20 protein-coding genes are annotated in these 26919 nt (G+C 75.0%); 8 read left to right on the forward strand and 12 right to left on the reverse strand.

What is annotated here, in order from left to right; all coding sequences use genetic code 11:
• Nucleotides 1-103: 103 nt before the first annotated feature.
• The 3 genes from ABD358_RS01910 to ABD358_RS01920 are packed head-to-tail and all read left to right on the forward strand — an operon-like array spanning nucleotide 104 to nucleotide 3013.
• On the forward strand, nucleotides 104-2194 hold the full coding sequence (locus tag ABD358_RS01910) for a hypothetical protein (protein ID WP_344628992.1): 2091 nt from the start codon (nucleotides 104-106) through the stop codon (nucleotides 2192-2194).
• A 28-nt stretch (nucleotides 2195-2222) separates the two neighbouring features.
• Nucleotides 2223-2891 carry an ABC transporter ATP-binding protein gene (locus ABD358_RS01915; protein ID WP_344628993.1) on the forward strand — a complete coding sequence of 223 codons (669 nt, stop codon included), beginning with the start codon at nucleotides 2223-2225 and terminating at the stop codon, nucleotides 2889-2891.
• Nucleotides 2888-3013, forward strand: coding sequence for a hypothetical protein (locus ABD358_RS01920; RefSeq protein ID WP_344628994.1), 126 nt, complete (start codon nucleotides 2888-2890; stop codon nucleotides 3011-3013). Before ABD358_RS01915 ends, ABD358_RS01920 begins: the two co-directional genes overlap by 4 nt.
• A gap of 170 nt (nucleotides 3014-3183) precedes the next feature.
• Here the strand turns inward: ABD358_RS01920 and metG are convergent, their stop codons facing one another.
• Nucleotides 3184-4800 (reverse strand): methionine--tRNA ligase, encoded by a 1617-nt coding sequence (gene metG, locus ABD358_RS01925; protein WP_344628995.1) that lies wholly within the window; start codon nucleotides 4798-4800, stop codon nucleotides 3184-3186.
• Between the two features lie 213 nt (nucleotides 4801-5013).
• Between metG and ABD358_RS01930 the strand changes: the two genes are divergently transcribed.
• The 3 genes from ABD358_RS01930 to ABD358_RS01940 all read left to right on the forward strand — a co-directional run bounded on the left by ABD358_RS01930 (nucleotide 5014) and on the right by ABD358_RS01940 (nucleotide 8556).
• Entirely contained in the window at nucleotides 5014-7092 is a 2079-nt protein-coding gene (locus tag ABD358_RS01930) for a PhoX family protein (RefSeq protein WP_344628996.1), read from the forward strand.
• 245 nt (nucleotides 7093-7337) lie between these two features.
• Nucleotides 7338-7601, forward strand: a complete 264-nt coding sequence (locus tag ABD358_RS01935; RefSeq protein WP_344628997.1) for a GlsB/YeaQ/YmgE family stress response membrane protein — start codon at nucleotides 7338-7340, stop codon at nucleotides 7599-7601.
• 463 nt (nucleotides 7602-8064) lie between these two features.
• Nucleotides 8065-8556, forward strand: coding sequence for a hypothetical protein (locus tag ABD358_RS01940; protein ID WP_344628998.1), 492 nt, complete (start codon nucleotides 8065-8067; stop codon nucleotides 8554-8556).
• A 36-nt stretch (nucleotides 8557-8592) separates the two neighbouring features.
• Here ABD358_RS01940 and ABD358_RS01945 read toward each other — a convergent pair whose 3' ends face one another.
• Together ABD358_RS01945 and ABD358_RS01950 are read right to left on the reverse strand one after the other, a co-directional pair.
• Nucleotides 8593-9285, reverse strand: coding sequence for a permease prefix domain 1-containing protein (locus tag ABD358_RS01945; RefSeq protein ID WP_344628999.1), 693 nt, complete (start codon nucleotides 9283-9285; stop codon nucleotides 8593-8595).
• Entirely contained in the window at nucleotides 9282-9626 is a 345-nt protein-coding gene (locus ABD358_RS01950; RefSeq protein WP_344629000.1) for a PadR family transcriptional regulator, read from the reverse strand. Before ABD358_RS01950 ends, ABD358_RS01945 begins: the two co-directional genes overlap by 4 nt.
• An 87-nt stretch (nucleotides 9627-9713) precedes the next feature.
• Here ABD358_RS01950 and ABD358_RS01955 point away from each other — a divergent pair, with 87 nt between their 5' ends.
• Nucleotides 9714-10190 (forward strand): hypothetical protein, encoded by a 477-nt coding sequence (locus tag ABD358_RS01955; protein WP_344629061.1) that lies wholly within the window; start codon nucleotides 9714-9716, stop codon nucleotides 10188-10190.
• A gap of 5 nt (nucleotides 10191-10195) precedes the next feature.
• Nucleotides 10196-10471 (forward strand): hypothetical protein, encoded by a 276-nt coding sequence (locus tag ABD358_RS01960; RefSeq protein ID WP_344629001.1) that lies wholly within the window; start codon nucleotides 10196-10198, stop codon nucleotides 10469-10471.
• 41 nt (nucleotides 10472-10512) lie between these two features.
• Here the strand turns inward: ABD358_RS01960 and ABD358_RS01965 are convergent, their stop codons facing one another.
• From ABD358_RS01965 to ABD358_RS02005, 9 genes are all read right to left on the reverse strand, one after another.
• Entirely contained in the window at nucleotides 10513-15174 is a 4662-nt protein-coding gene (locus ABD358_RS01965; protein ID WP_344629002.1) for a tetratricopeptide repeat protein, read from the reverse strand.
• An 81-nt stretch (nucleotides 15175-15255) separates the two neighbouring features.
• The gene (locus ABD358_RS01970; RefSeq protein ID WP_344629003.1) at nucleotides 15256-15594 is read right to left on the reverse strand and encodes a trypco2 family protein; all 339 of its coding nucleotides are present in this window, start codon (nucleotides 15592-15594) and stop codon (nucleotides 15256-15258) included.
• 270 nt (nucleotides 15595-15864) lie between these two features.
• Nucleotides 15865-17223, reverse strand: coding sequence for a glutamine synthetase family protein (locus ABD358_RS01975; RefSeq protein WP_344629004.1), 1359 nt, complete (start codon nucleotides 17221-17223; stop codon nucleotides 15865-15867).
• Nucleotides 17220-19049 carry an IucA/IucC family protein gene (locus ABD358_RS01980; RefSeq protein ID WP_344629005.1) on the reverse strand — a complete coding sequence of 610 codons (1830 nt, stop codon included), beginning with the start codon at nucleotides 19047-19049 and terminating at the stop codon, nucleotides 17220-17222. The genes ABD358_RS01975 and ABD358_RS01980 overlap by 4 nt, the downstream gene beginning before the upstream one ends.
• On the reverse strand, nucleotides 19046-20413 hold the full coding sequence (locus ABD358_RS01985; RefSeq protein ID WP_425576222.1) for a lysine N(6)-hydroxylase/L-ornithine N(5)-oxygenase family protein: 1368 nt from the start codon (nucleotides 20411-20413) through the stop codon (nucleotides 19046-19048). Before ABD358_RS01985 ends, ABD358_RS01980 begins: the two co-directional genes overlap by 4 nt.
• Before the next feature lie 74 nt (nucleotides 20414-20487).
• Entirely contained in the window at nucleotides 20488-22311 is a 1824-nt protein-coding gene (locus tag ABD358_RS01990) for an IucA/IucC family protein (RefSeq protein ID WP_344629007.1), read from the reverse strand.
• Nucleotides 22308-23807 (reverse strand): pyridoxal phosphate-dependent decarboxylase family protein, encoded by a 1500-nt coding sequence (locus tag ABD358_RS01995; protein ID WP_344629008.1) that lies wholly within the window; start codon nucleotides 23805-23807, stop codon nucleotides 22308-22310. Before ABD358_RS01995 ends, ABD358_RS01990 begins: the two co-directional genes overlap by 4 nt.
• 110 nt (nucleotides 23808-23917) lie before the next feature.
• Nucleotides 23918-25378: a diaminobutyrate--2-oxoglutarate transaminase gene (locus ABD358_RS02000; protein WP_344629009.1), complete on the reverse strand. Its 1461-nt coding sequence runs from the start codon at nucleotides 25376-25378 to the stop codon at nucleotides 23918-23920.
• A gap of 55 nt (nucleotides 25379-25433) precedes the next feature.
• Nucleotides 25434-26693 (reverse strand): type III PLP-dependent enzyme domain-containing protein, encoded by a 1260-nt coding sequence (locus tag ABD358_RS02005; protein WP_344629010.1) that lies wholly within the window; start codon nucleotides 26691-26693, stop codon nucleotides 25434-25436.
• Between the last annotated feature and the right edge of the window lie 226 nt (nucleotides 26694-26919).

A 26919-nucleotide genomic window follows, 5' to 3' on the forward strand; every position in this document is an offset into this window, starting at 1 on the left:
GCCCGCGAGGAGGGCACACCTCTTCTCCCGGGCGGTCTTCTTCTCCCGGGCGGTCCCCCCACCCCACGAATCGCGCTCCCATGTGCCCTGACCTAGGCGTTCGATGCTGCACCGAAGTATCAAGTTCGTTCACGCCGCCGTGCTGGCGTTCTCCGCGGTCCTCGCCTTCCTGTTCCTGAGGAGCCTCGACGAGGACTGGGTACTGGGGCACTCCGCCGTCGTCTGGGTGACGGACTCCGACGGCTCCACCAGCGGTTCGCAGGTCGCCCGGGTCATGGCGGAATTCGCACAGGACCACCGGGCGACCGTCGCCCGCGAGGTCCCCGACCTCCGGGAGCCGCACAGCCGCCGGCACCTCTACCTCGCTTCCGGCGGCCCGCGCTCCGAGTGGCTGGAGGACGGCTACCCCGCGTTCGACCGCGGCTACCGGACCGACGTGCACCCCGCCGCCGAGCTCGGACACCGCGATCCGCGCGGCTTCTACTACGTGTTCGGCCCCGGCGAGGCCGCCGGCTCGCTGGCCCGGACGTTCACCGGCCTCGGCCTGCGCGCCGCGGTCCACCACCCGCACTCGTTCACCGAGCTGGGCCCGATCCACTCGGGCGGCGCGCTGCTCCGCTCGTTCCTCGTCGTCGCCCTCGCCGCCGTGACGATGACCGGGGCCGGCGTCCTGCTCAACGCGAAGGCGTACGGGGTGCTGCGGCTCCAGGGGATGTCCTTCGGGAGGATCCTGCTGCGGGACCTGCGGCGACTGGCGGTGTTCTGGTCGATCGCGTTCGCCGCGGTGTCCGTCGTGACACTGGTGCTCCTCGGCCTGTACAACGGGCTGGCCTGGATCGGCCGCTTCGCCGCGCTCGCCATGGGCACGGCCGCCGCGCTCGGCCTCATCGCCCTCGCCGCGCACGCGGCCATGCTCCGGCTGACTTTCCGGACCGACGTGCTGCGCGCCCTGAAGGGCGAGCTGCCCGCGAGAGCCGCGTCGCTGTCCGCCTACCTGGTGCGGGTTCCCGCCCTGCTCCTCGCGCTCGGCATCGCCACCTCCGTCGTCCTCGCCGGCCAGGACGTGCTGAACCGGCAGGAGAGCCGTGACGCGTACGTGAAGGCCGGCCAGGCCACCTCGATCGCCCTCAACGGCAGCCTGGCAAGCCCCAAGGCCCTGCAGGACCTGGAGGAGAAGGTGGGCCGCTGGCTCCGCCGGGCCGACGGCGACGGGCAGGTCGTCGTCGCGGGGCACCGCGACCTCGGACGATCGATCCCCCGAGCGGGCCTGCCGCGGGGCGACATCCTGATCGTCAACGAGACCTTCCTCGCCGAGCAGCCCGTCCTCGACGCGTCCGGACGACGCCACGCCCCGGACGCCACGGGCCCCGACCAGGTGAGGCTCCTGATCCCCACCGGCCTCGGCCGGTACACCGACCTGCTCCGCGAGAAGGTACCGGGACTGCTGAACCCCAGCGACCCGGACAAGATCGACCCCGACCGGGTGGACGTCCTGCGGTCGGGGGAAGGCCAGCACGTCTTCACCTACAACCCCAGGGGGCAGTCGCACGCCGACGAGAACCCCGGCGCGGACGAGTCCTTCGTCACCGATCCCGTCATCATCGCCTTCCCCAACGGCTCGGCGTTCCTGAGCGACAAGGGCTACACCGCCTACGCCTCCCAGGGAAGCATCGTCTTCCCCGATCCGGAGGACGTCACGGCCGGGATCGAGAAGCACCGCCTGGAGACGTACGTGAGCGGCATGAGCCCCGTCGGGCAGAACGCCGCGCTCAAACTGCGCGAACTCGTCGGGGAGTTCCGGCTCCAGTCGTTCAACCTGGCCGTGGCCGTGGCGGTACTGCTCATCACCGGGGTCGGCGTCTGCATCGTCCACTCCCGGAAGAACGCGCAGGCGATCTTCGCCCGGCACATCAGCGGCTGGACGTTCACGGCCACGCACCGCCCCGTCCTGGCACTCGAAGCCCTCCTGGCCGCCCTCCTCGCCGTGTGGGTGCCCTTCCAGGTGTGGCAGCGGAACCGGGAACTCGACCAGTACGAGGCGCTCGGCATCCCCCCGCCCCGCCCGCCCGTGGAGATCACCGGGCTCGACATCGGCGTCACCGGCGGACTCGTCGCCGTCGAGGTCGCGGCGGTGCTCCTGGCCCTCGTCGCCTTCCACCGCCGGATCGTCAGAGAAGGAGCAAGCGAGTCGTGACCCCCCACCATTCCGCAGGAGCCCCCACGTGATCGAGATCGAGAGCCTGTCCAAGTCCTTCGGCTCACGCGTTCTCTGGTCCGGCCTCGACTTCACCGTGAGGGGCCGTGAGATGCTCGCGCTGGTCGGCCCGAGCGGGTCCGGGAAGTCGACGCTGCTCAACTGCCTCGGGCTCCTGGACGAACCGACCTCCGGGGCGATCCGCCACGAGGGACGGGACATCACCCGGTTCGGCCCGCGCGCCAAGCGGCACTACCGGCGGGACGTCCTCGGCTACCTGTTCCAGAACTACGCGCTGATCGAGAACGCGACCGTCGCCGCCAACCTCGAGGTCGCCCTGAAGCCGCGGCGAACGAGGAAGGACGCCCCGACCATCGCCGAGGCCCTGGAGCGGGTCGGGCTGGCGGGACGGGAGAAGGAACAGGTCCACCGGCTCAGCGGCGGGGAGCAGCAGCGCGTCGCCCTGGCCCGCCTCATCGTCAAGCAGCCCGCCCTCGTGCTGGCCGACGAACCGACCGGGGCTCTCGATCACGACAACACCACCCTGGTCGTCGACATCCTCCGGGCCATGAGCGAGGAGGGCTGCGCCGTCGTCATCGCCACCCACGACGACACCGTCCGCGACCGCTGCGACACCGTCCTGACCGTCGGGAGCGCCACACGCCCCGAACCCCTGGCAGAAAGGCAACCCGCATGAACGCCCGCCTCGTCCGGTACCTCGCCCTCGGTGCCCTGCTCCTCGCCGCCACCGCGGTTCTCCTCGTCTACGGCGAGCACGCCTTCGTCATCCTCGGCCGGATCGGGCTCCAGGTGTTCTGACCCCGCAGGACGGGAACCGCCCGCCGTCGGCGTCCGGGGCGGCGAACGGCGCGGCACACCACCGTGCTCCCGGTGGACCGAGCGGGGCCGGAGGGGGCCGCGGCGCGCCGCGGCCCCGGCCGTCCCTTCGGCGGGACGGCCGGGGCCGCGAAGCGGATCGCCCGGGGCGGTTACTCGCCCTTCGGCTCCTCCAGGCGCGGGAAGAGGACCGCGCCCTTCGTCACCGTGGAGCCGGCCGGGAGCTGCCCCCAGCGGCCGGCGTCCTGGACGCGCTGGCCGGCGAGGGCGCCCAGCGAGGCCTCCGCGCCGAGGGAGTCCCACAGGAGCTGGGAGGTGCGCGGCATCACCGGGTTGAGCAGCACCGCGCAGGCGCGCAGCGACTCGGCGGCGGTGTAGAGGATCGTCGCCAGCCGGGCCCGGGCCTCGTCGGAGGAGTCCTTGGCGACCTTCCACGGCTCCTGCTCGGTGAGGTAGCCGTTGACCTGCTTGATGAAGTCGAAGATCGCCAGGATGCCCCCGGAGAAGTCCAGCTCGTCGCCGATGCGCCGGTCGGCCTCGGCGACGGCCTTGGCCAGGCCGTCCTTGACGGCCTGCTCGGCCTCGCCGTCCGCCGTGGACTCCGGCAGGGTGCCGCCGAAGTACTTGCCGACCATGGCCGCCACGCGCGAGGCGAGGTTGCCGTAGTCGTTGGCCAGCTCGCTGGTGTAGCGGACGGAGAAGTCCTCCCAGGAGAACGAGCCGTCCTGGCCGAAGGCGATGGCGCGCAGGAAGTACCAGCGGTAGGCGTCGACGCCGAAGTGCGAGGTGAGGTCCTGCGGCTTGATGCCGGTCAGGTTGGACTTGCTCATCTTCTCGCCGCCGACCAGCAGCCAGCCGTTGGCGGCCACCTTGCCCGGCAGCGGCAGGCCCTGCGCCATCAGCATCGCGGGCCAGATCACCGCGTGGAAGCGGAGGATGTCCTTGCCCACCAGGTGGACGTCCGCGGGGAAGGTCTCCTCGAACTTCTTCTGGTCGGCGCCGTAGCCGACGGCGGTGGCGTAGTTCAGCAGGGCGTCGATCCACACGTAGATGACGTGCTTGTCGTCCCAGGGGATCTTCACGCCCCAGTCGAAGGTGGAGCGGGAGATCGACAGGTCCTCCAGGCCCTGGCGGACGATGTTCACGACCTCGTTCCGCGCCGACTCGGGCTGGATGAACTCCGGGTGCTTCTCGTAGTGCTCCAGGAGCTTCGGCCCGTACTCGGAGAGCTTGAAGAAGTAGTTCTCCTCCTTCAGCATCTCCACGGGCTTCTTGTGGATCGGGCAGAGCTTCTCGCCCGCGAAGTCCCCCTCGCCGTCCAGCAGGTCACCGGGGGACTTGTACTCCTCGCAGCCCACGCAGTACGGGCCCTCGTACTCGCCCTTGTAGATCTCGCCCTTGTCGTACAGGTCCTGCACGAACTCCTGGACGCGGGCGGTGTGCCGCTCCTGCGTGGTGCGGATGAAGTCGTCGTTGGCGATGTCCAGGTGCTCCCAGAGGGGCTTCCAGGCCTCCTCCACGAGCTTGTCGCACCACTCCTGCGGGGAGACCCCGTTGGCGTCGGCGGTGCGCATGATCTTCTGACCGTGCTCGTCCGTGCCGGTGAGGTACCACACCTTCTCGCCGCGCTGGCGGTGCCAGCGGGTGAGCACGTCGCCTGCGACGGTCGTATAGGCGTGGCCCAGGTGCGGAGCGTCGTTGACGTAGTAGATGGGGGTCGTGACGTAGAACGCCTTCGTCCCCTGCTGCTCTGTTCCAGTGGCCGCCATGGGGAAATCCTAACGTTCCGGGGCCCCCGTCCCGCTCCGTGTTCTCCCGGCCGGGGCGGAGGGTGTGCGGCCGGATCCGGACAGTAGGGGTGGTTGAAGTACGCAACCAATCCCACGGTCGTGGTTCACCGCGCGTTCACTATGCGGTCGCCCCTTGTCGCACTGACGCTCATACCGTCCTGACCTGCACGGACACGGACAACGGAGGGGACCATGCGCAAGCTGCTGCCGCTGATCGGTTCGCACCCCGGCGGGAGATCCGCCCTGACCTGCCGCTACCGCTGCGGCGACGCCTGCTTCCACGAGGTGCCCAACACCAGCGGCAACGAGTACGTCGGCGACGTGATCGCCCGCGCCCTCTCCCGTCGGTCGGTGCTGCGCGCCGGCGCCGTGGTCGGCGCCGCCGCGGCCGCCGGAGCGACCGGAATCGGCCAGGCGCCCGGCGCCTCGGCGGCGCCCGCCGCACCGGTGAAGAAGGGCTGGGAGAAGAGCAGGTACCGCCAGGCCGCCCGCGGCCTGCGCTTCACGCCCGTCGCCCCCAACACCACCGACGCCGTGACCGTCCCCGAGGGCTACGCGCAGAACATCGTCATCCGCTGGGGCGACCCCATCCTGCGCGGCGCCCCCGCCTTCGACCCGGCCAGGCAGACCGCCAAGGCGCAGGCCGGCCAGTTCGGCTACAACAACGACTTCCTCACCCTGCTGCCGCTGCCGGGCGAGCGCGACCGCCAGGTGCTCTTCGCCAACCACGAGTACACCGACGAGAACCTGATGTTCCCGGGCTACGACCCGGACAACCCCACCCGCGAGCAGGTCGAGATCGCCTGGGCCGCGCACGGCCTGTCCGTCGTCGTGGTCGAGGAGGACCGCCGCACGGGGAAGCTCACGGCCGTCCCCCGCCACCACCTCAACCGCCGCTTCACCGCGACCACCGAGTTCCGCCTCACCGGCCCGGCCGCGGGCAGCGACCTGCTGAAGACCTCCGCCGACCCCACCGGCACGAAGGTGCTGGGCACCCTCAACAACTGCGCGGGCGGCACCACCCCCTGGGGCACCGCCCTGTCGGGCGAGGAGAACTTCAACCAGTACTTCGCGGGCGCCGCGTCCGTCGCGGACGCCGACACCAGGGCGAAGCTGGCCCGCTACGGCATGACCGGCGGCGCCTCGGAGCGCAAGTGGGAGCGGTTCGACGACCGCTTCGACCTCACCAAGGAGCCCAACGAGGCCAACCGCTTCGGCTGGGTCGTCGAGGTCGACCCGTACGACCCGGACTCCGTCCCGCGCAAGCGCACCGCGCTCGGCCGCTTCAAGCACGAGGCCGCCCAGCCGCGCCTGACCGCCGACGGCCGCCCGGTGGTCTACATGGGCGACGACGAGCGCTTCGACTACTTCTACAAGTTCGTCTCCAGCAAGCGGATGATGAAGGGCTCCAGCCGCGCCGCCCGCGAGCACAACCTCACGCTGCTCGACGAGGGCACCCTCTACGTCGCCAAGCTCACCGGCGACAGCCCGGCGGACCAGGTCGACGGCAGCGGGAAGCTCCCGAACGACGGCGAGTTCGACGGCACCGGCGTGTGGATCCCGCTGGCCACCGGCGACGTCTCGCACGTCCCCGGCATGACGGCCGACGAGGTGTACGTCCACACCAGGATCGCCGCCGACAAGGTGGGCGCCACCAAGATGGACCGCCCCGAGGACGTCGAGCCCAGCCCGCGCACCGGCCGCGTCTACGTCGCGCTGACCAACAACTCCCAGCGCGGCACGGCCGGCAAGCCGGGCGCGGACGAGGCCAACCCGCGCAGCAACAACAAGCACGGCCAGGTGCTGGAGCTGGCCGAGCACTGGGACGACCCCGCCTCCGACGGGTTCGCCTGGCGGCTGTTCCTGGTCTGCGGCGACCCGCAGGACCCGTCGACCTACTTCGGCGGCTTCCCCAAGGACCAGGTCAGCCCCATCTCCTGCCCGGACAACCTCGCCTTCGACTCCTACGGCAACCTGTGGATCTCCACGGACGGCAACGCCCTGGGCTCCCACGACGGCCTCTTCGGCGTGGCGACGACGGGCGAACGCCGCGGCGAGGTGCGGCAGTTCCTGACGGTGCCCGCCGGGGCCGAGACCTGCGGCCCGGTCATCGGCGACCGCCGGGTGCTCGTCGCCGTCCAGCACCCGGGCGAGAAGGACGGCGCCACCTACGACAACCCGGCCTCCACCTGGCCCGACGGCCCGGGCAAGGTCGTCCGCCCGTCGGTCGTCGCCGTCTGGCGCAAGGACGGCCGGAACATCGGCGTCTGACCCGGCGCCCGGCCCGGCTCGCCCCTCCCCGTCCCGCACACACGCCGCCGCCCGCCCCCTTCGAGGGGGCGGGCGGCGGCTCGTCGTGGGCCGTGCCCCCTGAGCAGGGGGAGCGCCGGATCCGGACCGGCACCCCAACTCGCCTGCCCCGCGGGGTGGATGGGGGCCCTTGTCCGGGTTCGCCGCGTGCATCCGTTCGAAACGGGAAGGAGGAAACCCAAGAACCGACACGAAAAGGTGAAGTCATGGAGATAACCGGCATCATCACGGCGATCGTCGTCGGCATCGTGATCGGAGCGCTGGGACGCCTGGTCCTGCCGGGACGGCAGCGCGTCGGCGCCCTGTGGACGATCGCGGTCGGTATCCTCGCGGCCCTGCTCGGCACCTTCATCGCCGCGGGGCTCGGTGTGGCCAGCACCAACGGCATCGACTGGATCCAGGTGCTGATCCAGGTCGCCCTGGCCGCGGTCGGCATCGCCGCCCTGGACCGCAGCAAGGTACGCGCCTGACGGATCGCCGGACCGGCACGTCCCGGCGACTCCCCACCGCGGAGCGCTCCGCCACGGGGTGAGGACTCACCGGCCCGGCGGGCGCGGCGCCCATGGCCGCGCCCGCCGGGCCTCGGGCCGTTCCGGGGCGGGCACGCCCCGCCCCGGAACGGCCCGGGGAGGCCGGGGGCGGTGCTTCCCGGCCTCGTGCGGCCCCGGCCGCGCGCCCCGGCCCGGGGCCGTCCGATCCCCCGGGCCTGAGCGGCTCCCTCGCGTCCGGCGCCGTCACCGTGCATATCTGCCGGTGAGCCGAAAAGTTACGAACGGATTTGCATTCCGGATCTGTCCTTCGGATCCGTCCTCCGGGCCGCGCCCGGTTCGCCCCCGGTTCCGCGTTCCGGATTGCTCCCCGGCGAGGACGGCCGTGGCATACGGTCTGTGCGGAGCCCGGTGTCCGCCGGAGCGGCGCCGGACGGGGAGGGGCGTGGACCGCGTGCACCTGGCCACCGACACCGGGCAGGGCCCGCTGCACTGGCTGCTCCTCCTGGCCGGCCCCACGGCCGCCGCCGTGCTGCTCGCCGCGGCCCGCGGGCTGCGGAGGCGGGGGAGCCGCCGGGGCGCCTGGGCGGGCCGGTCCGCCTCGCTCCTCGCCGGGGCGGTGGCCTGCCACACCGTCGGAGTCCTCTTCATGCTCCGGCTGGAGAACGCGTACCACACCTGCAACGAGGAGCGGTTCGGGTTCCCCGACGGGAGCGGGATCCCCCCGCTCGTGGAGAACGAGGACAGCCTGTTCCCGGTCGGTTCGGTGTGCACCTGGGCGGACGGTCACACCGTCGATCTCGTCCCCTGGTTCGTGAACCCGGCGACGGGACTGCTCCTGGCGGGCGCCGCGGTGTGCGCGGCGCTCGCGCTCGCCCGCACGGGCCGGCCCGGCCCGTGCGTCGGCGCGGACGGTACGGACGGCGCGGTCGGCTGAGGCGTCACACGCCGCCCGGCGGACCCGTACGGGCGGCTATGCGCGGACGCACTCGCGGCAGGCGCGGGCCGAGGCCGCCACCACGGTGTGGAGGACGGCCGCGAGGACTCCGGCGAGCGCGACCGGCGGCCAGTCCGCGGCCAGTGGCGAGAACACGGCGAGCGTGAGCGCGGACAGTCCCATGGCCGCGCCCGTCGCGGTGCCGGTCCACGCGGTCGCCCGGGGCAGCCGGTGCGGGACGGGCAGCCGGCGGGCCAGGGCGCCGGTGGCGGCCAGCGCCGCCGCGGCGAGCAGCGCGGCGGCGACCGCGGCGCCGGCCAGGGGGAACGCCAGGAGCTTCGCCGCGAGGGGCAGCCGGCCGCCGTGGTCCGTGGCCAGGATGAGGTACCAGCAGACGGCCAGGAGCGGGGCGGTGAGGACGACGGCCCGGGCGGTGTGCCGGACCTGGGCGACGGTCAGCTCCCGCTGGCAGGACGGCGCCAGCTCCTCCGCGGTGCCGAACTCGCGCACGGCCTGCCGGACGGCGAGGTCGTGGGGCAGGCCCCGGCCGGCGTACGCCGCCACCGTGTCCGCGAGGCCGTCGCGGACCTCCGCCACCAGCCGCGCCCTGGCCCGGGCCGGGCCGTGGAGGGCTGCCGCCAGGGCCGCTGCGTACTCGTCGGCGTACGTCCCGGCGTCCGCCCCCGCGTCCGTCTCGACGGGGTCGGTCCGCCGTCCGGCCGCGGTCATACGGCGTGCCCCGGCCGCGGGCCGGCGGGGTTCAGGACGGAGCCGATCACCGCCGTGAACTCGCGCCAGGCCGTCCGCTCCTCGGCCAGCGCGCGGCGTCCCGCGTCGGTGAGCTCGTAGCAGCGCCGCCGCCGCTCGCCGACGGAGTCCCAGGTGCTGCGCAGCAGGCCGATCCGCTCCAGCCGGTTGAGCGCCGGGTAGACCGTGCCCGTGCGCAGTTCGAGCGCGCCGCCGCTGCGCCGCTGGACGGCCGTGATGATCGCGTAGCCGTGCAGCGGACCCGGTTCGAGGACGGCCAGCAGCAGCCCGTCCAGGTGGCCCCGTACCGCGTCTGCCTTCATGAGTAGGCAGCCTACACAAGCAATCCATAGGCGTGCTATCTATTGGCAGCCAACGTATTCGTCATCGGTACGGAGAAGAGGTCCGCGGTGACCAAACTGCTGCTGTCCGTGCACGTCCTCGCGGCGATCCTGGTGGTCGGGCCGATCGCCGTGGCCGCCTCGCTGTTCCCCCGCCACGCGCGGCAGGCGGCGTCCGGAGACGGGGGACCGGGGGAGCGGGACGCCGCGGTCGCCGCGGCCCTGCACCGGATCTGCCGCGGCTACGCCGTCGTCGGGGTCGCCGTACCGGTCTTCGGGATCGCCACGGGCGCGCGGCTCGGCGTCCTCACCGACGCCTGGCTGCTCGTCTCGCTCGTCCTGACCGCGCTCGCCGCGGCCGTCCTGGTCCTGGCGATCGTGCCCGGCCAGCGGCGGATGCTCGACCCGGACGGCGGCCCGTCCGGCCCGGAGGAGACGCGGTCGGCGGCGGCCCGGCTGGCCATGCTCACCGGCGTCTTCAACATCCTGTGGGCGGTCGTCACCGTCCTGATGATCGTCCGCCCCGGCTCCACCACGGGAGCGTGACCGGGATGGGCCCGTCCACCCTGCGGATCGCCGCCGGCACCGAGGCCGCGTCCCTGGCCGTCCTGCTGGCCAACCTGCTCACCGTCCACGCGGAGGCGGTCACCTCGCTCGGCGGACCGCTGCACGGCACGGCCTACCTCGCCACCGTCGCGGCCACCTGGCAGGCCACCACCCCCGCCGAACCGGGCGCACGCCGCCGCGCCCTCGTCCCCGGCGTCGGCGGCCTGCTCGCCCTGCGCCGCATCCGGAGGACCGCCGCCCCCGCCGCCCGGGAGGGCTGACACGCCGGGCCGGTGCGGGGAGCCGTGCCATGCCGGTCCGGCTATTCCCACAGCCGGTCGTGGGTGTCCCGCGCCTCGCGCAGGTACGGCTCGGTGGCCGCCGGTTCGTCCCGCGCGATCCGCCTCAGCAGGTCGACCGCCTCGGCCGACGCCTTCCGGGCCCGGTCCGAGCGGTCCCCGGCCAGGAGCCGGACACGGGCGAACGCCGCGAGCGTGTGGGCCAGTGCGTCCCGGTGGGCACGCCGGTTCCCGCGCGCGAGCAGCCGGGCGAGCGACACGGCCTCCTCGGTGGTGTCGGCCGCCTCCCGCGCCCGTCCGGCCTCGGCGAGACGGAGACCGTGACTCGCCAGCGCCAGGGCCAGGTACGAGCGGAAGACGGGGAGGGCGTCGGCCAGACGGCGGTGGATGGTGACGGCCTCCCCGGCGGCGCGGAGCGCCTCCGGGTGCCGCTCCGGCACCGCCGCCAGATGCTGCCCGAAGCTCTTCAGCGCCCCGGCGAGAAGGACTTCGCCCATGAGGCCGGCCTGGCCGGGGAGTCCACGGCAGAGGTCGGCGGCTTCCTCCAGGATCCCCAGGGCGCCCTCCTCGCCCAGCTCGGCGGCGAGCCCGCCGTACGTGACGAGCGCCGTCGCCGTGGTGGGGTCGGGAGCCGTACCCGGACCGGCCGCCGCCCGGCCGGTGCTCACCGCGTCCGAGGCCGCCTTGAGGGCCGCCGCACCGTCTCCCGCGTGGAAGAGCAGGGCGGCCAGCTGGGACTGCGCCTCGGACATCCAGGACAGGACCTTCCCCCCCGGGTTCCGGCCGGCCGCGTGAAGCGCCAGGAACCCGGCTTCGGCCTCCCGGGTCGGCGGCAGCGCGTCGGCGCGGCGACCGCACAGCACCAGGCGGTTCCCGAGCATCAGCGCCGCGTGCGCCGCCGCGAACCGGGCCTCGTCGGTGTCCCGGCGCTTCCGTAGGTCGCGGCGGAGGACGAGCACCTCCTCGGCGACCTCGCGGGCCTTCTCGCGCCGGTCCAGCATCCACAGCTGATCGCCGTACTTCCCCAGGTACTCCGCGAGTCCGGCCTGGTGGCGGCCGGGATCGCCGTCCGCGAGCCGGCGGCCGACGGCCACGGCCTCCCTCGCCCGGCGGAGGGCCCGCTCGCGCTGCCCCAGGAACTGCAGGAGCACACCGGTGGAGGAGAGGATCATGGCCAGGTCGCTCTCGTACCGGCCGGGCGCGGACCTGACCAGGGCCCGCAGTCTGCGCGCCGCCTCCGCCCCCGCCGATGCCGCCTCCTCGTACCGGCTCAGCTCGATCAGGCAGTTGTACTTGACCATCCAGTTCTTGGCGAGGGCGTCCGTGAAGGCCCCGGCCCTGCCCCGCGCCAGCCTGCGGTTGATGGCGATGGCCTCCTCGGCGGTGCGCAGGGCCGAGTCGAGTTCACCGGCCTGCCGCAGCAGGCCGGTGAGGTTGTTGAGGCAGCCCGCGAGACCCGGAAGGTGGGCTTTCGGAGAGGTGTCGGCCAGCGACCGGTAGATCGGTTCGGCCTCCTCCAGGGCGGTGCGGGCCTCGTCCGGCCGTTCCGCGTGCTCCAGGCAGAGGGAGAGGGTGACGAGGGCCATCGCGAGCTTGTCGCGGAACGCTCCCGGGTGTGCCGTGTCCAGCTTCCGGTACGCCCGGACGGCTTCCTCGGCGGTCTCCAGGGCCCGGCTCCGCTCCTCGTGTTCGAGCAGGCTGTTGGCCAGGGAGTTCAGGGTCAGGGCCAGGTCGGGGTTGTGGGCTTGGGGATGTCTGGTGGCCAGTTCGCGGAACAGCTCCACCGACTCCTCGATGGCGACCAGCGCCTCGTCGTGCAGTCCCATGCCCGCCAGGTCGATGTAGAGGCCGTTGAGGGCATGGGCGAGGTCGGCGCGGTACACCTCCGGACGGGCGCCGTCCAGCCGGCGGCGGATGGCTACGGCCTTCCGGGCCGCCTCCAGCGCCCTGCTCGTCAGACCCATGAGACCGGCGGCGGTCGAGAGAGCGGCGAGCGCCCCGGCCAGGCCGGGCCGGAACGCGTCGGGATTCGCGTCGGCCAGGCCCTCGTGGAGGGCGACGGCCTCCTCCGCCGTCTTCAGCGCCTCCTTCCGCAGGCCGCACTCCGTCAGGCAGCCCGCCAGGTTCTGCAGACCTTCGGCCAGGAGGGAGGTGGACTCCTCGTCGCCCCCGCACAGCGCGTACAGATCGCGCCGGAGTTCCACGCACTCCTCGGTGGTCCGCAGGGCGGCCGCGTCGTCGCCGAGTTCGCCCTGGGCCAGGGCCAGCGAGGACAACCCGCGGGAGAAGTGGCCGAGTGCCACCGGGTCACCGGACCGGGCCTCCTCGCGGAGCAGCTCGACGGCCGTCAGGGCGGCTCGGAGCGCCTCCGTCCGCCGGCCGAGGGCACTGTGGTGGAGGGCCGCGTTGTTGTGGCAGCCGCCCAGTTCGGCCCTCCGGTCCGGGAGGTGCGCGGGCAGCTCCTGCCACAGGTCGATGGCCTCCTGGGTCACCCGGAGGGCTTCTTCGCGCTCTCCCATGCTTGCCAGGCGCTTGGACAGCTCCCGCAGGGCGACGGCGAGCCGCGCCCGCCGTTCCGGGGCGTCGCCCGCCTGCTCGCGGTGGACCTCGACGATCCGCCGGTGGAGGCGGAGGGCCCAGGGGGCGAGGTTCTGCGTGCTTCTGGGGAGGTGCGCTGCCAGGCGCTCCAGGTCCGGCAGGGACGTGCGGGGGTCGTCGACGATCGCCTCGAGCGCGTTCAGCAGCGGACCGGGGTCCTCCACCCTGGTGGCCACGTCGATCGCCGGAAGGGCCAGGACGTCGCGGTGGCGGAGGCACCAGTCGGTCAGCTCTCTCCCGAGGACGCCTCGGACGGTCGCCCGGGTGGTGAGGGTGAGGAACAGGGCGGCCTGGTCGGGGGTGGCCCCGGACAGGAGGCCGTCGGCGAGTCTCGGGCTCTTCGCCAGCCGGCCGCCGACGAAGCGCTCGGCCAGCCGATCGGGCTGGAGGACGCCGACGGGGCGGCCGTCGGCGGGAGGAAGGACGGACCGGAGCCAGGAGAGCACCGAGTGGATCCGGTCCTCGCGCTGGTCCGCCAGGAGCGGCACGCGCCGGACGAACGCGTCGGCCTGGTCGTGGTCCCGCGGGCGCAGTACGGTCACCGCCGCCACCGCGTCGAACAGGGCGTCGGGCGACAGCGCGGGGCGCAGCCCGTGTGCGGAGGCGACTCGCGTCCAGTGCGACCGCTCATGGGAGAGCAGCCGTTCCTCCACGGCCGCGGTCGTGGGACGGGAGGCGCTGTCGGAGACGGGGGCGTCGAGGAGACCCACCAGGGCGGTCATGTGCAGGGTGAGGGGAGAACCGAGGTGGCCGCCGGGGGCGAACGGGGGCAGTCCGCCGGCAGGGGCTTCCCCGGGGCGGCGCTCCCCGCCGGACATGCCGTCCAGGGCCGAGGAGAACGCGCGGACGGCTTCACGGTACGAGCGCCGCTGCGCCCCGGGGCTCGTGTCCAGATCCGGCAGGGCGATCGTCAGCGCTCCGCTCATGAGCGTCGCGACCGACAGTGAGGGCTCGCGATCCCGGAGGTCGGCCCACCAGCCGTCCGACCTGGCCAGGAGCAGGACCTTGATCCGGGTGCTCCGGTTCCGCACGGCGAACTCCAGCGCGGCCGCGGTCTCCTCGGCGCGGCTGTCGGCGCCGTCGATCACCATGAGCAGCGGCATCGCGGGCGGCGGCAGCCGGCGGACGGCGTCGGGTTCCCCCGGTTGCAGCCACAGGACCGCCCAGTCCTCCTCCTGCTCCTCCTCCGCGACCAGACGACGGGAGAACTCCAGGGCCAGGCGGGTCTTCCCCCGGCCGCCGGGAGCGTGGACCAGGGCCGCTCCCGGTCCTGGCCGCCGCGACCACTCGTACAGGCCGGCGAGCTGCTCGCCGCGGCCGGTGAAGGGCACGACGCCGCGGCCCGGATGGAGCAACTCCATGACCGAGACGGGGATCTGGTGCCGGCCGATCCTGTGCTCGTGGTCGGCGAAGCCGGCGTACTCGGCGGGTTCGAGCACATGGGTGCCCGGCGCCCCGTACCGGTCGAGGGCTTCCCGGAACCCTTCCGCCCGGAGCAGGACGGCGGCCGGTTCCGCCTCCAGCCGGGCGGGCAGGTGGCCGGGCAGCTCGGCGGTCACGACGCCCGTCAGGAGATCCCCGCAGAACACGGCCGCCCCGGACATGCCTCCCCACGGCGATCCCCCGGCCGGGCGTGGAGGGGTGGTGGTGCAGTCGATCACGTATGTGCCGCCGACGAGGCCGTTGCCGGGGCTGATGGTGCCGAAGACCTGCGTCCCCTCGCCCGCTCGGTGCTCCGAGCGGGAGAAGCCCCACATGAGGCACTCCACGCGGACACGCTCCCCGACGATGCGCCCCCAGCGGGACGGGTCCGGCACGGCGTGCTCCCGGCCGGGCACGTGGACCAGGGCGGCGTCGACGTACCGGCCGCCGTGCCGCCCGGGTCCACGAGCGCCGGAGGCGTACGGCATGCCGCGCCACACGACCTCCCCCGGATGCGCCAGGTCCTGTTTCAGCCTGCTCACGCGGACCGGTGAGCCCACCTCGCCCACGGCGTGAGCGGCGGTCAGTACGAGCCCCTGCAGGATCTCGTACCCGGACCCCCACGTCCCGGGAGTCTCCACGCGCACCACACGGCTGCTGTCCATCCCCGTCCCCTTCGCCGGTCAGCGGTACGCCACCCCACGGCCCCCGGCCCCGCCCGGCCGGAGGGAAAGCCCGTGTCGGGGTCAGCGCCTGCGGAAGTGCCGCTCGCTCCCGGAGGGCGAGTCGGGGACGGGGGCGTCCTCGGGCGCCGATACCAGGACGGGACCGCCGTCCGCCCGGCGAGGGGTGAGGGTGAGGGCCACACGGTGGCCGCGTCCCCGGGTCAGACCGCCCTCGGCGTCGGCCGTGAGGACCCACGCGCGGAAGCCCGACTTCCCCCGGACCTCCTGCCGGAGTTCGACCTGGAACTCCATCTCGATCGGGCCGACCTCGAAGGCGACGTCCCTGCCCGTGCCGCGGGAGGCGGCCTCCAGCAGGCTGTCGCGCAAGGCGGCGACGGCTTCGGCGAGTTCGATCTCCACAGAGGGCCCCCCGTGCTCCGGCGACGTGCTCGGCGCCGTCCGTTCCCGGCGGGCGGTCCGCCGGACCGCTCCCCACCGGCCGGCGGCCGCGAGGGCGCGGACGCGTGGTCGACTGTAGCGACCCTCTGTCGCGCCTGCCATACGTTCCGTGCTCCTTCTTCCGGTCCGCACGGAGAGGCCGGGACCGGGTCCGTCCGGCCGGGACCGGACGGACGGACCCGGAGCCCGGGCGGGGGCGCCGGCCCGGCGGGCCGGGGCGAGCGCGCCCGCTCACAGCCGCTCGAAGCCCCGCATCCGCTCCCAGTCCGTGACCGCGCGTTCGAAGGCGGACAGCTCCGCGCGGGCGGCCCGCGCGTAGTGGGCGACGACCTCCTCGCCGAAGAGCTTGGGCGCGATCTCGCTGGTCTCCCAGCGGTGCAGGGCCTCGCCGAGGGTGGCGGGCAGGCGGGGGACGGCGGTGTCGGCGAGGGCGTTGCCGGTGTGGGGGGCGGGGAGGGGGAGGCGGTTGTCGATGCCGTACAGGCCCGCGGCCACCATGGCGGCGACGGCCAGGTACGGGTTGGCGTCGCCGCCCGGCACCCGGTGCTCGATGCGCAGCGACGGCCCCGAGCCGACCACCCGCACGGGGCAGGTGCGGTTGTCGGGCCCCCAGGCGATGCCGGTGGGGGCGAACGCGCCGGGCTGGAGGCGCTTGTAGGAGTTGACGTTGGGCGCCATCAGCAGGACGAGGTCGGGCAGGCAGGCGAGCTGCCCGGCGACGAAGTGGCGCATCAGCTCCGACATCCCGTCGCCCGCGCCGCCGTCGGCGAGGACGGGCGTGCCGTCCGTGCCGCGCAGCGAGAGGTGGACGTGGCAGGAGTTGCCCTCGCCGCCGTCGAACTTCGGCATGAAGGTGAGGGCGACGCCCTCGGCGGCGGCGATCTGCTTGGCGCCGTTCTTGAAGAAGACGTGGTTGTCGCAGGTGGTCATCGCCTCCGTGTAGCGGAAGACGATCTCGTACTGGCCCGGGTGGCACTCCGCGCGGGCGGTCTCCAGGACCAGTCCGGCGCGGACCATCTCGCGGCGGATGCGGCGGACGACGGGCTCGATCCCCTCCAGGCCCTGGAGGGAGTAGTCGGTGTTGTAGCGGGTGGCGGGCCGCAGGCCGGAGTAGCGGCGCTCCCACGCCTCGCGGTAGGAGGCGGTGAAGGCGAGGAACTCCAGCTCGGTCCCGGCGTGTGCGGCCAGGCCGCGTTCGGCCAGGCGGTCGAGCTGGACGCGCAGTACGCGGCGGGGCGCGACCTCCACCGGAGCGCCGCCGGGCCAGACGGCGTCGGCGAGGACGAGGGCGGTGCCGTCGTCCCAGGGCAGGCGGGTGCGGAGGGTGGCCGGGTCGGGGCGCAGGACGAAGTCGCCGAAGCCGCTGTTCCAGGCGTCGACGGCGTAGCCGGGCCCGGTGTCCATCTCGACGTCCGTGGACAGCAGGTAGAGGCAGGCGCCGAAGCCCTGCCGGGCCGCCTCGTCCAGGAAGTGGGGGACGGACAGGCGGCTGCCCATCAGCCGGCCCTGGAGGTCGGGGACGGCGACGATCACCTCCTCGACGCGGCCCGCCTCGGCCTCGGCGCGTAATTGTTCGTAGCCGTCGGTCACTTGGGCTCCTCTCTCTCGCCGGTTCCGCCGGTTCCGCCGGCGGGGAGTGCGGTCGCCAGGGGGTTGGCGACGGTGCCGTGGACGACGTCGAAGCCCTCGTCGCGGTCGGCGCGGTCGTGGAAGGCGCCGCCCAGGAGCTGTTCGCGGTTGAGGGCCACCCGGTCGAAGACGGGCGCGAGCAGGCCGAACTCCTCGAACTGGTCCGTGAGTTCGGGGAAGCGGGCGTGGTAGCGGTCGACCTCGGCGCGGACCAGGCGCCAGAAGTCCCCCTCGGGGACGCCCAGGTGCTCCTCGACGAGGGGCGCGAAGAAGCGGAAGTGACCTGCGAAGACGGCGCTCAGCAGCGAGTGCGCCAGCTCGCGCGCCGGCCAGCGGAGCAGGACGGCCCCGGCCCGCTCCGGGAGCCCCGCGTACTCGGGGCGGTCGCCGGGAAGCAGGTTGACGTCCTCGGCGAAGTCCTTGAGGGCGACGCCGACCGGGGTCTCGTCGGCGCCGAAGAGGACGACGGTGTTCTCGCCGTGCGGGCAGTAGGCGACGCCGTGGCGGTACAGGTAGTGCAGCAGGCCGGGCAGCAGGGCCGCCAGGAAGCGGGCCAGCCAGTCGCGCGGGGCCAGGCCGGAGCGTTCCACCAGCTCGGCCGCCAGCGCCCTCCCGTCCGAGCCGGTCTTCAGCAGGGCGGCCATGGTGCGGGCCCTCTCGCCGTCCCGCAGCACCCCGGCCACCGGCTCGCGCCACACCGCGCCCAGCAGCTCGTGGTAGCGGTACGGGGCGTCGGCCACCGACTCGTACAGCGGGTGGTGGACGGCCACGGACGCCACCTCGCCGAGCGGGTGGAAGCGCACCCCGTCCCTCAGGTACGGGTCGGCGTCGCGTATCGCCCGGAGCCAGGCGCTGACGTCGGGCGCGGCCTGCGTCGGCGCGCCGGCCAGCCCGCGCCACACCAGCGTGTTGCGGATCAGGAGGGGGACCTTGACGTTGCGGCGCTCCGGACGGTCGAGGTTGGCGAGGGTGCGGACCGACTGGAGGGGCCGGTAGCGGTCCGGCCCCTCGCCGAGCGGGACGATCCGGCCGTCGGCGAGGTAGGGCGCGAAGAGGGGCCCGACGGCCTCGTCCCAGTGGAAGGGGTGGACCGGCAGCCAGACGAACTCGCCCGTCCCGTACGGCCCCCGGGAGCAGGCGTCGGCCAGGACGGCGGCGAAGCGCTCGCGGGTGGCGGCGTCCAGCTCCTCGGCGAGGAGGGTCCCGGAGTCCAGGCCGGGCACGCCCGCGTACGAGGCCAGGGAGGTGTGCGCCGCCGCCCAGCGCAGCCGCACCTCGCCGGCGGCCTCGGGGGCGTAGGCGGCGGCGTCGGAGGCGGAGAAGCCCAGGCGTCCCTTGTTGAGCAGCATGCAGGGGTGGCCGTCCTGGTGGGCCTCCAGGTCCAGGTGGTCCAGGTCGGCGAGGTCGGCGGCGGGCAGGTCGCGGGCGATGGTCTCGGCCTGGGCGCGGCGGGTGGCGGTCAGCTCGCGCAGCACCTCGGCGGTGGTGGGCCCGTCCCAGCCGAGCACCGGGCGGGCGTCGAGCAGCAGCCGCTCGGGCCCCGCCTCCTCGCCGCCGCCGGGCTCCGGGTGGCGGCGGAGGGTGCCGGGGACGAGACGCCAGGAGCCGAACGCGCCGCGGGCGGCGCGGAACGTCCAGTGGACGCCGTCGCCCAGCTCCAGCCGCCAGTCGCCGGGTCCGGGGCCGGGCACGGGGACGAGCAGTTCCTCGTAGGCGAACTCCTCGACGGCCTTGGCCAGGAGCCTGCGTCCGGCCTCCGCCCAGGCCTCGCGGGGGAAGGAGGTCATCGGACGGCCTCCCCGGCGTGCGGGCCGGGCGCCCCGAAGGTCGTCCAGGCCGCCTGCCGCGGCACCCTCAGCACCGTCCGTCCGGCGGCGGAGTTGAGGATCGTCGCGGCCCGCCACGCGCCCAGGGTGAGGTCGGGAGCGCCCACGCCGTGGGTGTGGAGCTCGGCGTTCTGGACGTACAGGGTGCCGGTGACGGCCGGGTCGAGGGCGACGCGGTAGGAGCCGTCGACGCGGTAGCGGCCCCTGTCGTCCCAGTCGACCAGCTTCTCCAGGGGGTCGAGGAAGGCCGGGCGGACGGCCGCGTAGCCGGTGGCGGCGACGACCGCCGAGGTGCGGACCTCGAACTCCGTGCCCTGCTCGGCGTGGCGGCAGGCCAGGACGTACCCGTCGCCGTCGGGGCGGGCGGCGGTGACCTCCACGCCGGGGTGGAGGCCGGCGCGGGGCCGCCGGCCGCCGATGGTCCGCTCGTACAGCTCGTCGTGGATGTCGGCGAGCGTCTCCGCGCTGACGCCCTTGTAGAGCTGCCACTGCTCGCGCACCAGCCGCTCCCGGGTGGCCTCGGGCAGACCGCGGAAGTAGTGGACGTAGTCGGGGGTGAAGTGCTCCAGGCCGATCTTGGAGTACTCCATGGGCGCGAACGCCGGAGTGCGCGCCAGCCAGCGCACGTAGGGGCCGCCGCGCCCCTCGCCGTCCTGGTGCCGCAGCAGGTCGAGCACCACCTCGGCGCCGGACTGGCCGGCGCCGACCACCGTGACGTCGTCCCGCGCGGCCAGGGCGGCGCGGTGGGCGCGGTAGTCGGCGCTGTGCAGGACGCGTCCGGCGTGCGCGGGCGAGAGCAGCGGGCGCAGCGCCTCGGGGACGGCCGGGCCGGTGCCCACCCCCAGGACGACCCGGCGGGCCAGGACGCGCGCCTCGCGTCCGTCCGCCGAGCGGTGGGTGACGGCGAACGCCCCGTCCGCCGCGTCCCACTCCACGGCGGTCACCTCGGCGCCGAAGCGGCACGACGGCAGGCGTTCGGCGACCCAGCGGCAGTAGTGGTCGTACTCGCGGCGCGGGACGTGGAACCGCTCGGAGAAGAAGAAGGGGAACAGCCGCTCGTGCTCGCGCAGGTAGTTCAGGAACGACCAGCGGCTGGTGGGGTCGGCCATGGTCACCAGGTCGGCCAGGAACGGCACCTGGAGGACCGTGCCCTCCAGCAGCAGGCCCGGGTGCCAGGAGAAGGAGGGGCGGCGGTCCAGGAACAGGGCGCGCAGTCCCGGCACGCCGTCGCAGAGGGCGGCGAGGGAGAGGTTGAACGGGCCGATGCCGACGCCGAGCAGGTCGTACACGCCGCCGTGCGCGCCGCCGTGTGCGCTGTCGTGCATGCCGGCGTGCGCGCCGTCGTGGACGGTTTCCCGCGCGCCGCCGCCCGTGTCGTGCGCCGGGGTGGGGTGATCGGTCACGGCCGTACCTCCGCGAGGGGGTTGGGAAGATCGATGTAGACGGACTGGGTGCGGACGTCGCCGACCAGCTCGTCGAGCCCGTCCACGCAGGTCAGGAAGTTGCCCTTGCAGCGCAGGACCGGCGCGTCCAGCAGCAGCCCGAGGAGGCCCTTGGCACCGGGCTCGGCGGCGCGCAGCCGCTCCAGCGCGCCGCGCACCACCCGCAGCAGCGTCCCCTCGTCGGCCAGGCCGTACGCGCCGAAGGCGCCCACCAGGCCGAGGAGGTTGCCGATGCCCAGGTAGTAGGCGACGCGCTCGTCGACGAACGCGTCGTCGAAGACCAGCTCCACCCCCTCGGCCACCCCCGGCAGCAGCCGGTCAAGTTCGGCGGCGCGGGAGGCGGCCGCGTAGTAGCCCTGGCTGTCGCGGTACCGGCCGGCGACGGGCAGCCCGTCCCGGCCGAGGGCCACCAGGGTGTTCTGGTGGTGCGGCTCCAGGCCGATGCCGTACCGGGCCCGGAGCCGGATCAGCGGGACGGCCAGCACGTCCAGGTAGCGGGCCAGCCAGCGCGCGGACGCCTCGGCCGGGGAGAGCCCGTGGGCGCGGGCGGCGCGCTCCACGGCCTCGCACAGCAGGGCCCGGTGCGGCGGAGGGGAGCCGTCGCCCGGCCCGGTGCGCTCGGCCGTCAGCCCCGCCACGCACAGGGCGTCGCCGGTGCCGCCGTGGGAGGAGCCCCGGAAGGGGTTGTCGCGGATCGCCGTCTCCAGGCCCGTCTCCGCGTCCCCGGCGCCCACCGACACCCAGGCGAAGTCCCGCAGGATCCCGAACTCCGGGTGCTCGGCGCGCAGCCAGGCGCCCGGGCCGGGCCGCCCGGGCGCGGAGGCCGCCAGCAGCCGGGCGGCCCGCACGCCCAGCCGCAGCTCGCCGCGGAGGTTGTTGCGGCGGGAGTTGGTGATCCGCATCCCCAGCGACAGCTTGAGCATCACCGCCGCGTCCGGGCGGTGGACGGTCCGCACCGAGGACGTCGGGTGCCAGGCGGGACCGGCCTGCCCCAGCGGGCGCAGCAGCCCCGCGTCCAGCAGGGCGGCGGTCTCCGGGCGTCCGGCCGCCTCGCGGGCCTGCCAGGGATGGGCGGGCACCGGGACCATCCCGCCGGGCACGTCCACGCCCGCGGCGAGCGAGCGCAGCAGGCCGGCCGGGGGGCGGCCGTCGGCGCTCCCGCCGACGACCGCGTCCGGGTGCGCGGCGAACCAGTACAGCGGGAACGAGCCGCGCGACTCCGGCGAGTACGCGGCCAGTTCGGCGTCGGACGCGCCCTCGCGGCTCTTGGGCGCGGGGTGGAAGGGGTGGCCCAGCAGCAGCGCCTGCTCGGCGTCCAGGAACGGCGTCGGACCCGCCGTGCCGGGGGGCTCCGCCCGGCGCCGGGCCAGGTGGCCGGCGGTGCGGCGGGCGGAGTCCAGTACCCGTCCCACCGCGTCCGCGCCCGGCTGGGGCGGGCGGCCCCGGCCCAGGACGGCCTCCCGCACCAGCGCCGCCGCCACCAGCGCCACGTCGGCCGGGAGGCTCCCGCCCCGCTCGGAGACCACGACGCGCGCCTCCCCGAAGCGGTGCCACCCCGTCGCCGACCGGTACCGCACCGGGACCCGCAGCGTCAGTCCGCTGGTGGGCAGGACGACGTGCAGCGACCGCCCGGCGTCCGGGACGTCGGTGCCGGTCTCGCGGACGTACGCGCGCAGCAGCCGCTCCGTGGCGGCGGCGTCGGCGGCGCGCAGGGGGTCGGGATGGTCCAGCGGGTCGCCGGCGGTCCACGGCGGGCCCCCGGTCCACGGCTCGGGGTTCACACGGCCACCTCCTCCGCCCGGCCCGCCGCGGCGACCGCGTCCAGCAGCCGCGCCACGTCGTCCGGGGTCGCGTACGGATTGAGCAGGGTGAGCTTGAGGCGGACCCGGCCCGGCCCCTCGCCCGGCAGTTCGGTGCGCCCGACGACCGCGCGCCCCTCGCGGAGCAGCCTGCGCCGCAGCGCGGCGTTGACCCGGTCCGTCCGCCCGGGGCCGTCCGCGCCGTCCGCGCCACCCGTGCCGTCCGTCGGCAGGTAGCGGAAGAGGAGGACCGACAGGACGGGGTCGCAGTGGAGCTCCAGCCGCGGATGGGCGCGGACGGCCGCCGCCCCGGCCAGCGCCAGGCCGTGGCAGGCGTCCACCAGGCGGCCCAGGCCCTCGCGGCCCAGCGCGCGGAGCGTGACAGCCATGGGAAACGCGTCCGCGCGCCGGGTGGTGCGCGGTGACAGACCCAGCAGGCTGGGGTAGCCGGCCTCCTCGTCGTCGCGCGGGTTGAGGTAGGCCGCGCGCCGCGCCAGGGAGGCGTACGTCTCCGCGCGCCGCACCAGGAACACGCCCGCCGCGGCGGGCTGCCAGCCCAGCTTGTGCCAGTCCAGGGAGACGGAGTCGGCCAGCGCGATGCCGTCCAGCAGCGGGGCGAGCCGGTCCGACAGCAGCGCGCCGCCGCCGTAGGCCGCGTCCACGTGCAGCCAGGCGCCCGCTTCGGCGGCGGCCTCCGCGCAGGCGCGCAGCGGGTCGACCGCACCGGTGTCGGTCGTCCCGGCGGTGGCGACGACGGCGACCGGCAGCTCGCCGTCGTCCGCGCACCGCTTGAGGGCGCCGGCCAGGGCGTCCGGGTCCATGCGCAGCCCGTGGTCGACGGCGACGGGCACCACCGCGTCCTCGCCCAGGCCCAGCAGGGCGGCGGCCCGCTGGACGGAGAAGTGCGCGGCGGCGGAGGCGAACACGCGAGGCCGCGGCCCGCCCCGGGGCACGCCCTCCAGCTCCGTCCGCCGCCCCGACGCGCGGCCCAGCACCCGGTCGCGGGCCAGCATCAGCCCCAGCAGGTTGGACTCGGTGCCGCCGGAGGTCAGCACCCCGGCCGCCTCGTCGCCGTAGCCCACCAGGCGGGCCAGTTCCTCCAGCAGCAGCGTCTCCAGGACGGTGGCGGCCGGGGCCTGGTCCCAGGAGTCCTGGGAGGGGTTGAGCGCGGAGACCGCCAGGTCGGCGGCGGCGGCGACGGCCAGCGGCGGGCAGTGCAGGTGCGCGGCGCAGGACGGGTCGGCCGGGTCGGCGCTGCCGTACGCCAGCAGCGCCGTCAGCCGGGGCAGCGCGTCCTCGCCGGAGGCCGCCGCGAACTCCCCGGCGACGTGCGCCGCCAGCTCGCCGGGCGTGGTGGCGGGGACGGGCCCGCCGCGCCGCCCGGCGCCCTCGGCGAGGGCCGCCAGCACGGTGCGCAGCAGCGGCTCCAGGGCCGTGGGGCCGGCCGTGCCGCCGGACAGGGCGGGCGCGCCGGGCACGGGGGGAGCGGTGGACGCGCCGGGCGTGCCGGGGGGCTCGCCGGCCGTGCCGCGCGCCGCCGGGACGCGGGCCGCTCCGCGGACGCCGCCCGTCCCGGGGCCCCGGCCCGTCACGCCGGCCGCCCGGTGTCCCGCCGGGCCGCGCCCGCACGGACCCCGCCGCCCCCGCCGTCCCGCCCGCAGGTCACCGCGGCGATCGCGTCGGCCAGCCGGTCCAGCACGGCCTCGGCCTCCTCGTCGGTGATCACCAGCGGCGGCAGCAGCCGCACCGTCGCGTCGTACCGCCCGCCCAGCTCCACGATCAGCCCCCGCTCCAGGCACGCCGCCCGCACCCGGTCCGCCGTGCCGGGCGCGGGGGGACGGGCGCCGCAGGAGTCGGGCGGGCCCTCCGGATCGACCAGCTCCACACCGATCATCAGGCCCCGCCCCCGCACGTCCCCGATCGCGGGCAGCGCGCCGCGGAGCGCGTCCAGCCGGGCCGCCATCCGCGCGCCGACCTCGGCCGCCCGTCCCACCAGGCCCTCGCGCGCCACGTACCGCAGGGTGGCCGCGCCGGCCGCCATCGCCAGGGTGTTGCCGCGGAAGGTGCCGGTGTGCGCGCCGGGCGCCCAGACGTCGTAGTCCTCCCGGTAGACGACCACCGCCAGCGGCAGGCTGCCGCCGATCGCCTTCGACATCACCATCGCGTCCGGCACGACCCCGCTGTGCTCGACCGCCCAGAACGCGCCCGTGCGCCCCACCCCGGTCTGCACCTCGTCCACGATCAGCGGAATGCCCCGCTCGGCGGTGATCCGGCGCATCGCGCGCAGCCACCCGTCCGGGGCGGGCACCGCGCCGCCCTCGCCCTGCACCGGTTCCAGGATCATCGCGGCGGGCGGCACCACGCCCCCCTTCGGATCGTCCAGCAGCCGCTCGGCGTAGGCCGCCGACAGCTCCGCCCCGCGCTCCCCGCCCACCCCGAACGGGCAGCGGTAGGAGTACGGGTACGGCAGCCGCGTCACGTCGGCCGCGAGGCCCGGCACCGGCCGTTTGACGGCGACCCCGCCGGAGACGGCCAGCGCGCCCGCCGTCATCCCGTGGTAGGCGCCGGTGAAGGCCAGCAGGCCCTGTCGCCCGGTGGCGGTCTGCATCAGCTTCAGCGCCGCCTCCACCGCGTCCGTGCCGGCGGGTCCGCAGAAGTGGATCCGGGCCCGGTCGGCGAAGGCGGGCGGCAGCGTGGCGAACAGCGCGTCGGTGAACTCGTCCTTCTGCGGCGTCGCCAGGTCCAGCGCGTGCAGCGGCGCCCCGCTCTCCAGCGTGCGCCGCACGGCCTCGGTCACCACGGGATGGTTGTGCCCCAGGGCGAGGGTGCCCGCACCGGAGAGGCAGTCGAGGTAGCGGCGTCCGTCGCAGCCCTCCACCGTCATGCCGTACGCGCGGGCCGGGACGACGGGGAAGGAGCGGGCGTAGGTGCGGGCCGAGGACTCCCGCGCCCGCTGACGGCGCAGGATGGCGTCGGCCGCGGCGGACGCGGCGGACACGGTGGACGCGGCGGACGCGGTGGACACGGTGGGCGGGGTGGACACGGTCATGTGGTGACGCTCCGTCAGGAGTGCGCCGGTACGGCCGCGGCCGTACCGGGGGCGGTCAGAGCAGGTGGCGTTCCGCGACGGGGTGGCCGAGGAAGCTGTGCATCGCGAACTCCCAGCCGTAGGAGCCCGCATAGGGGAAAACGACCAGATCGCCCGCACGTACGCGGTCCACCCGGACATCGCGCACCAAGGTGTCCTCGGGCGTGCACAGCTCGCCGACGACCGTCACCCGCGCACCGGCCGCCCCGGGCCGCGGCAGGCCGTCCGGCCACCGCTCGACGGGCAGCACGGCGATGTTGTGCACCAGGTCCCAGGAGGTGGGGAGCTGGAAGTGGTTGATGCCGCCGCGCAGCACCACGAAGACGGTGCCGTAGCTGTGCTTGACGTCGGTCACCTCGGCCGCGTACCAGCCGCAGTCGGCCACCAGGAAGCGCCCCGGCTCCAGGACCACCCTCACCCCGGGCGGCGGCTCCGCCCGCCCGGCCAGTTCCCCGAAGCGGGCGACGTCGAACGGCTCCTCGCCCGCGAGCTCCTCGAACGCCACGCCCAGACCGCCGCCGATGTCCACGTGGCGCAGGTCGACGCCGTGCCCGCGGGCGGTCCGCACGCTCCACTCCACGCACCACCGCAGGTAGGCGGCCTGGGACTCGGCGTCGAGGTTGTTGGACGCGGCGTGGATGTGGAAGCCGGTCACGTCCAGCCCCGGCAGCCGCAGCGCCTCCCGCAGCACCGCGGGGACGTCGGGCTCGGGGATGCCGAACTGCGAGGGGGCGCCGCCCATGCGCAGCGAACCGGTGACGGGGATGCCGGCGGGGTTGACGCGCAGCGCCACCCGGGCGGTGGTGCCCTCGGCGACGGCGATCCGGCTGATGCGGTGGAGCTCCAGCGCGCTCTCGGCGTTGATCGCCTCGACCCCGGCCCGCACCAGGGCGGTCAGGACGGGCACGGACTTCGCGGGCCCGGCCGCGACGACGGGGACGGGGGAACCGGTCCCGCCCCTCTCCCGGAGCGCCGCCAGCGCCAGCTCCAGCTCGGCCCTCGACGCGACCTCGAAGCCGTCCACGTGCGGGGCCAGCGCCCTGACCACGCCGGGGAAGGAATTGGCCTTCACCGCGTAGTGGACGGCCGCCCACTCCGGTAACGCCTCGCGCAGCGCGCGTGCGCGCCCGGCGGCCACCTCCCCGTCGTACAGGTAGGCGGACACGGGCTCCTCCCGCTCCGCCAGCGCCAGGAGCCGGCGGCGGAGCCGCTCGGGGAGCACCCGGGCGGGGTAGGCGGAGCGCGGTGCGGCGGACGGCGGCAGAACGACGGACATGGGCTTCCACCTCGGGCGGGGGTCGGTTGTCCGGGTACGCGTCGGGGTCGGCGGCCCAACCGGGCCACTGCTTGGTTAGGCGAACCTAACCTAGGGTCTTCCGGGGGGCTTTCCAAGACCGCCTCGCCGCCGGGCGACGGCAGTCCGGGCCCGTTCCGCCCCCGGAGGCCCCCCGGCGACGGCCTCGCGGGGCGGGGGTCCCGGAGCGCCCGGGTTCCGGCCCCCG

The sequence above is a fragment of the Streptomyces glaucosporus genome (genome assembly GCF_039533345.1).
Lineage (GTDB): Bacteria > Actinomycetota > Actinomycetes > Streptomycetales > Streptomycetaceae > Streptomyces > Streptomyces glaucosporus.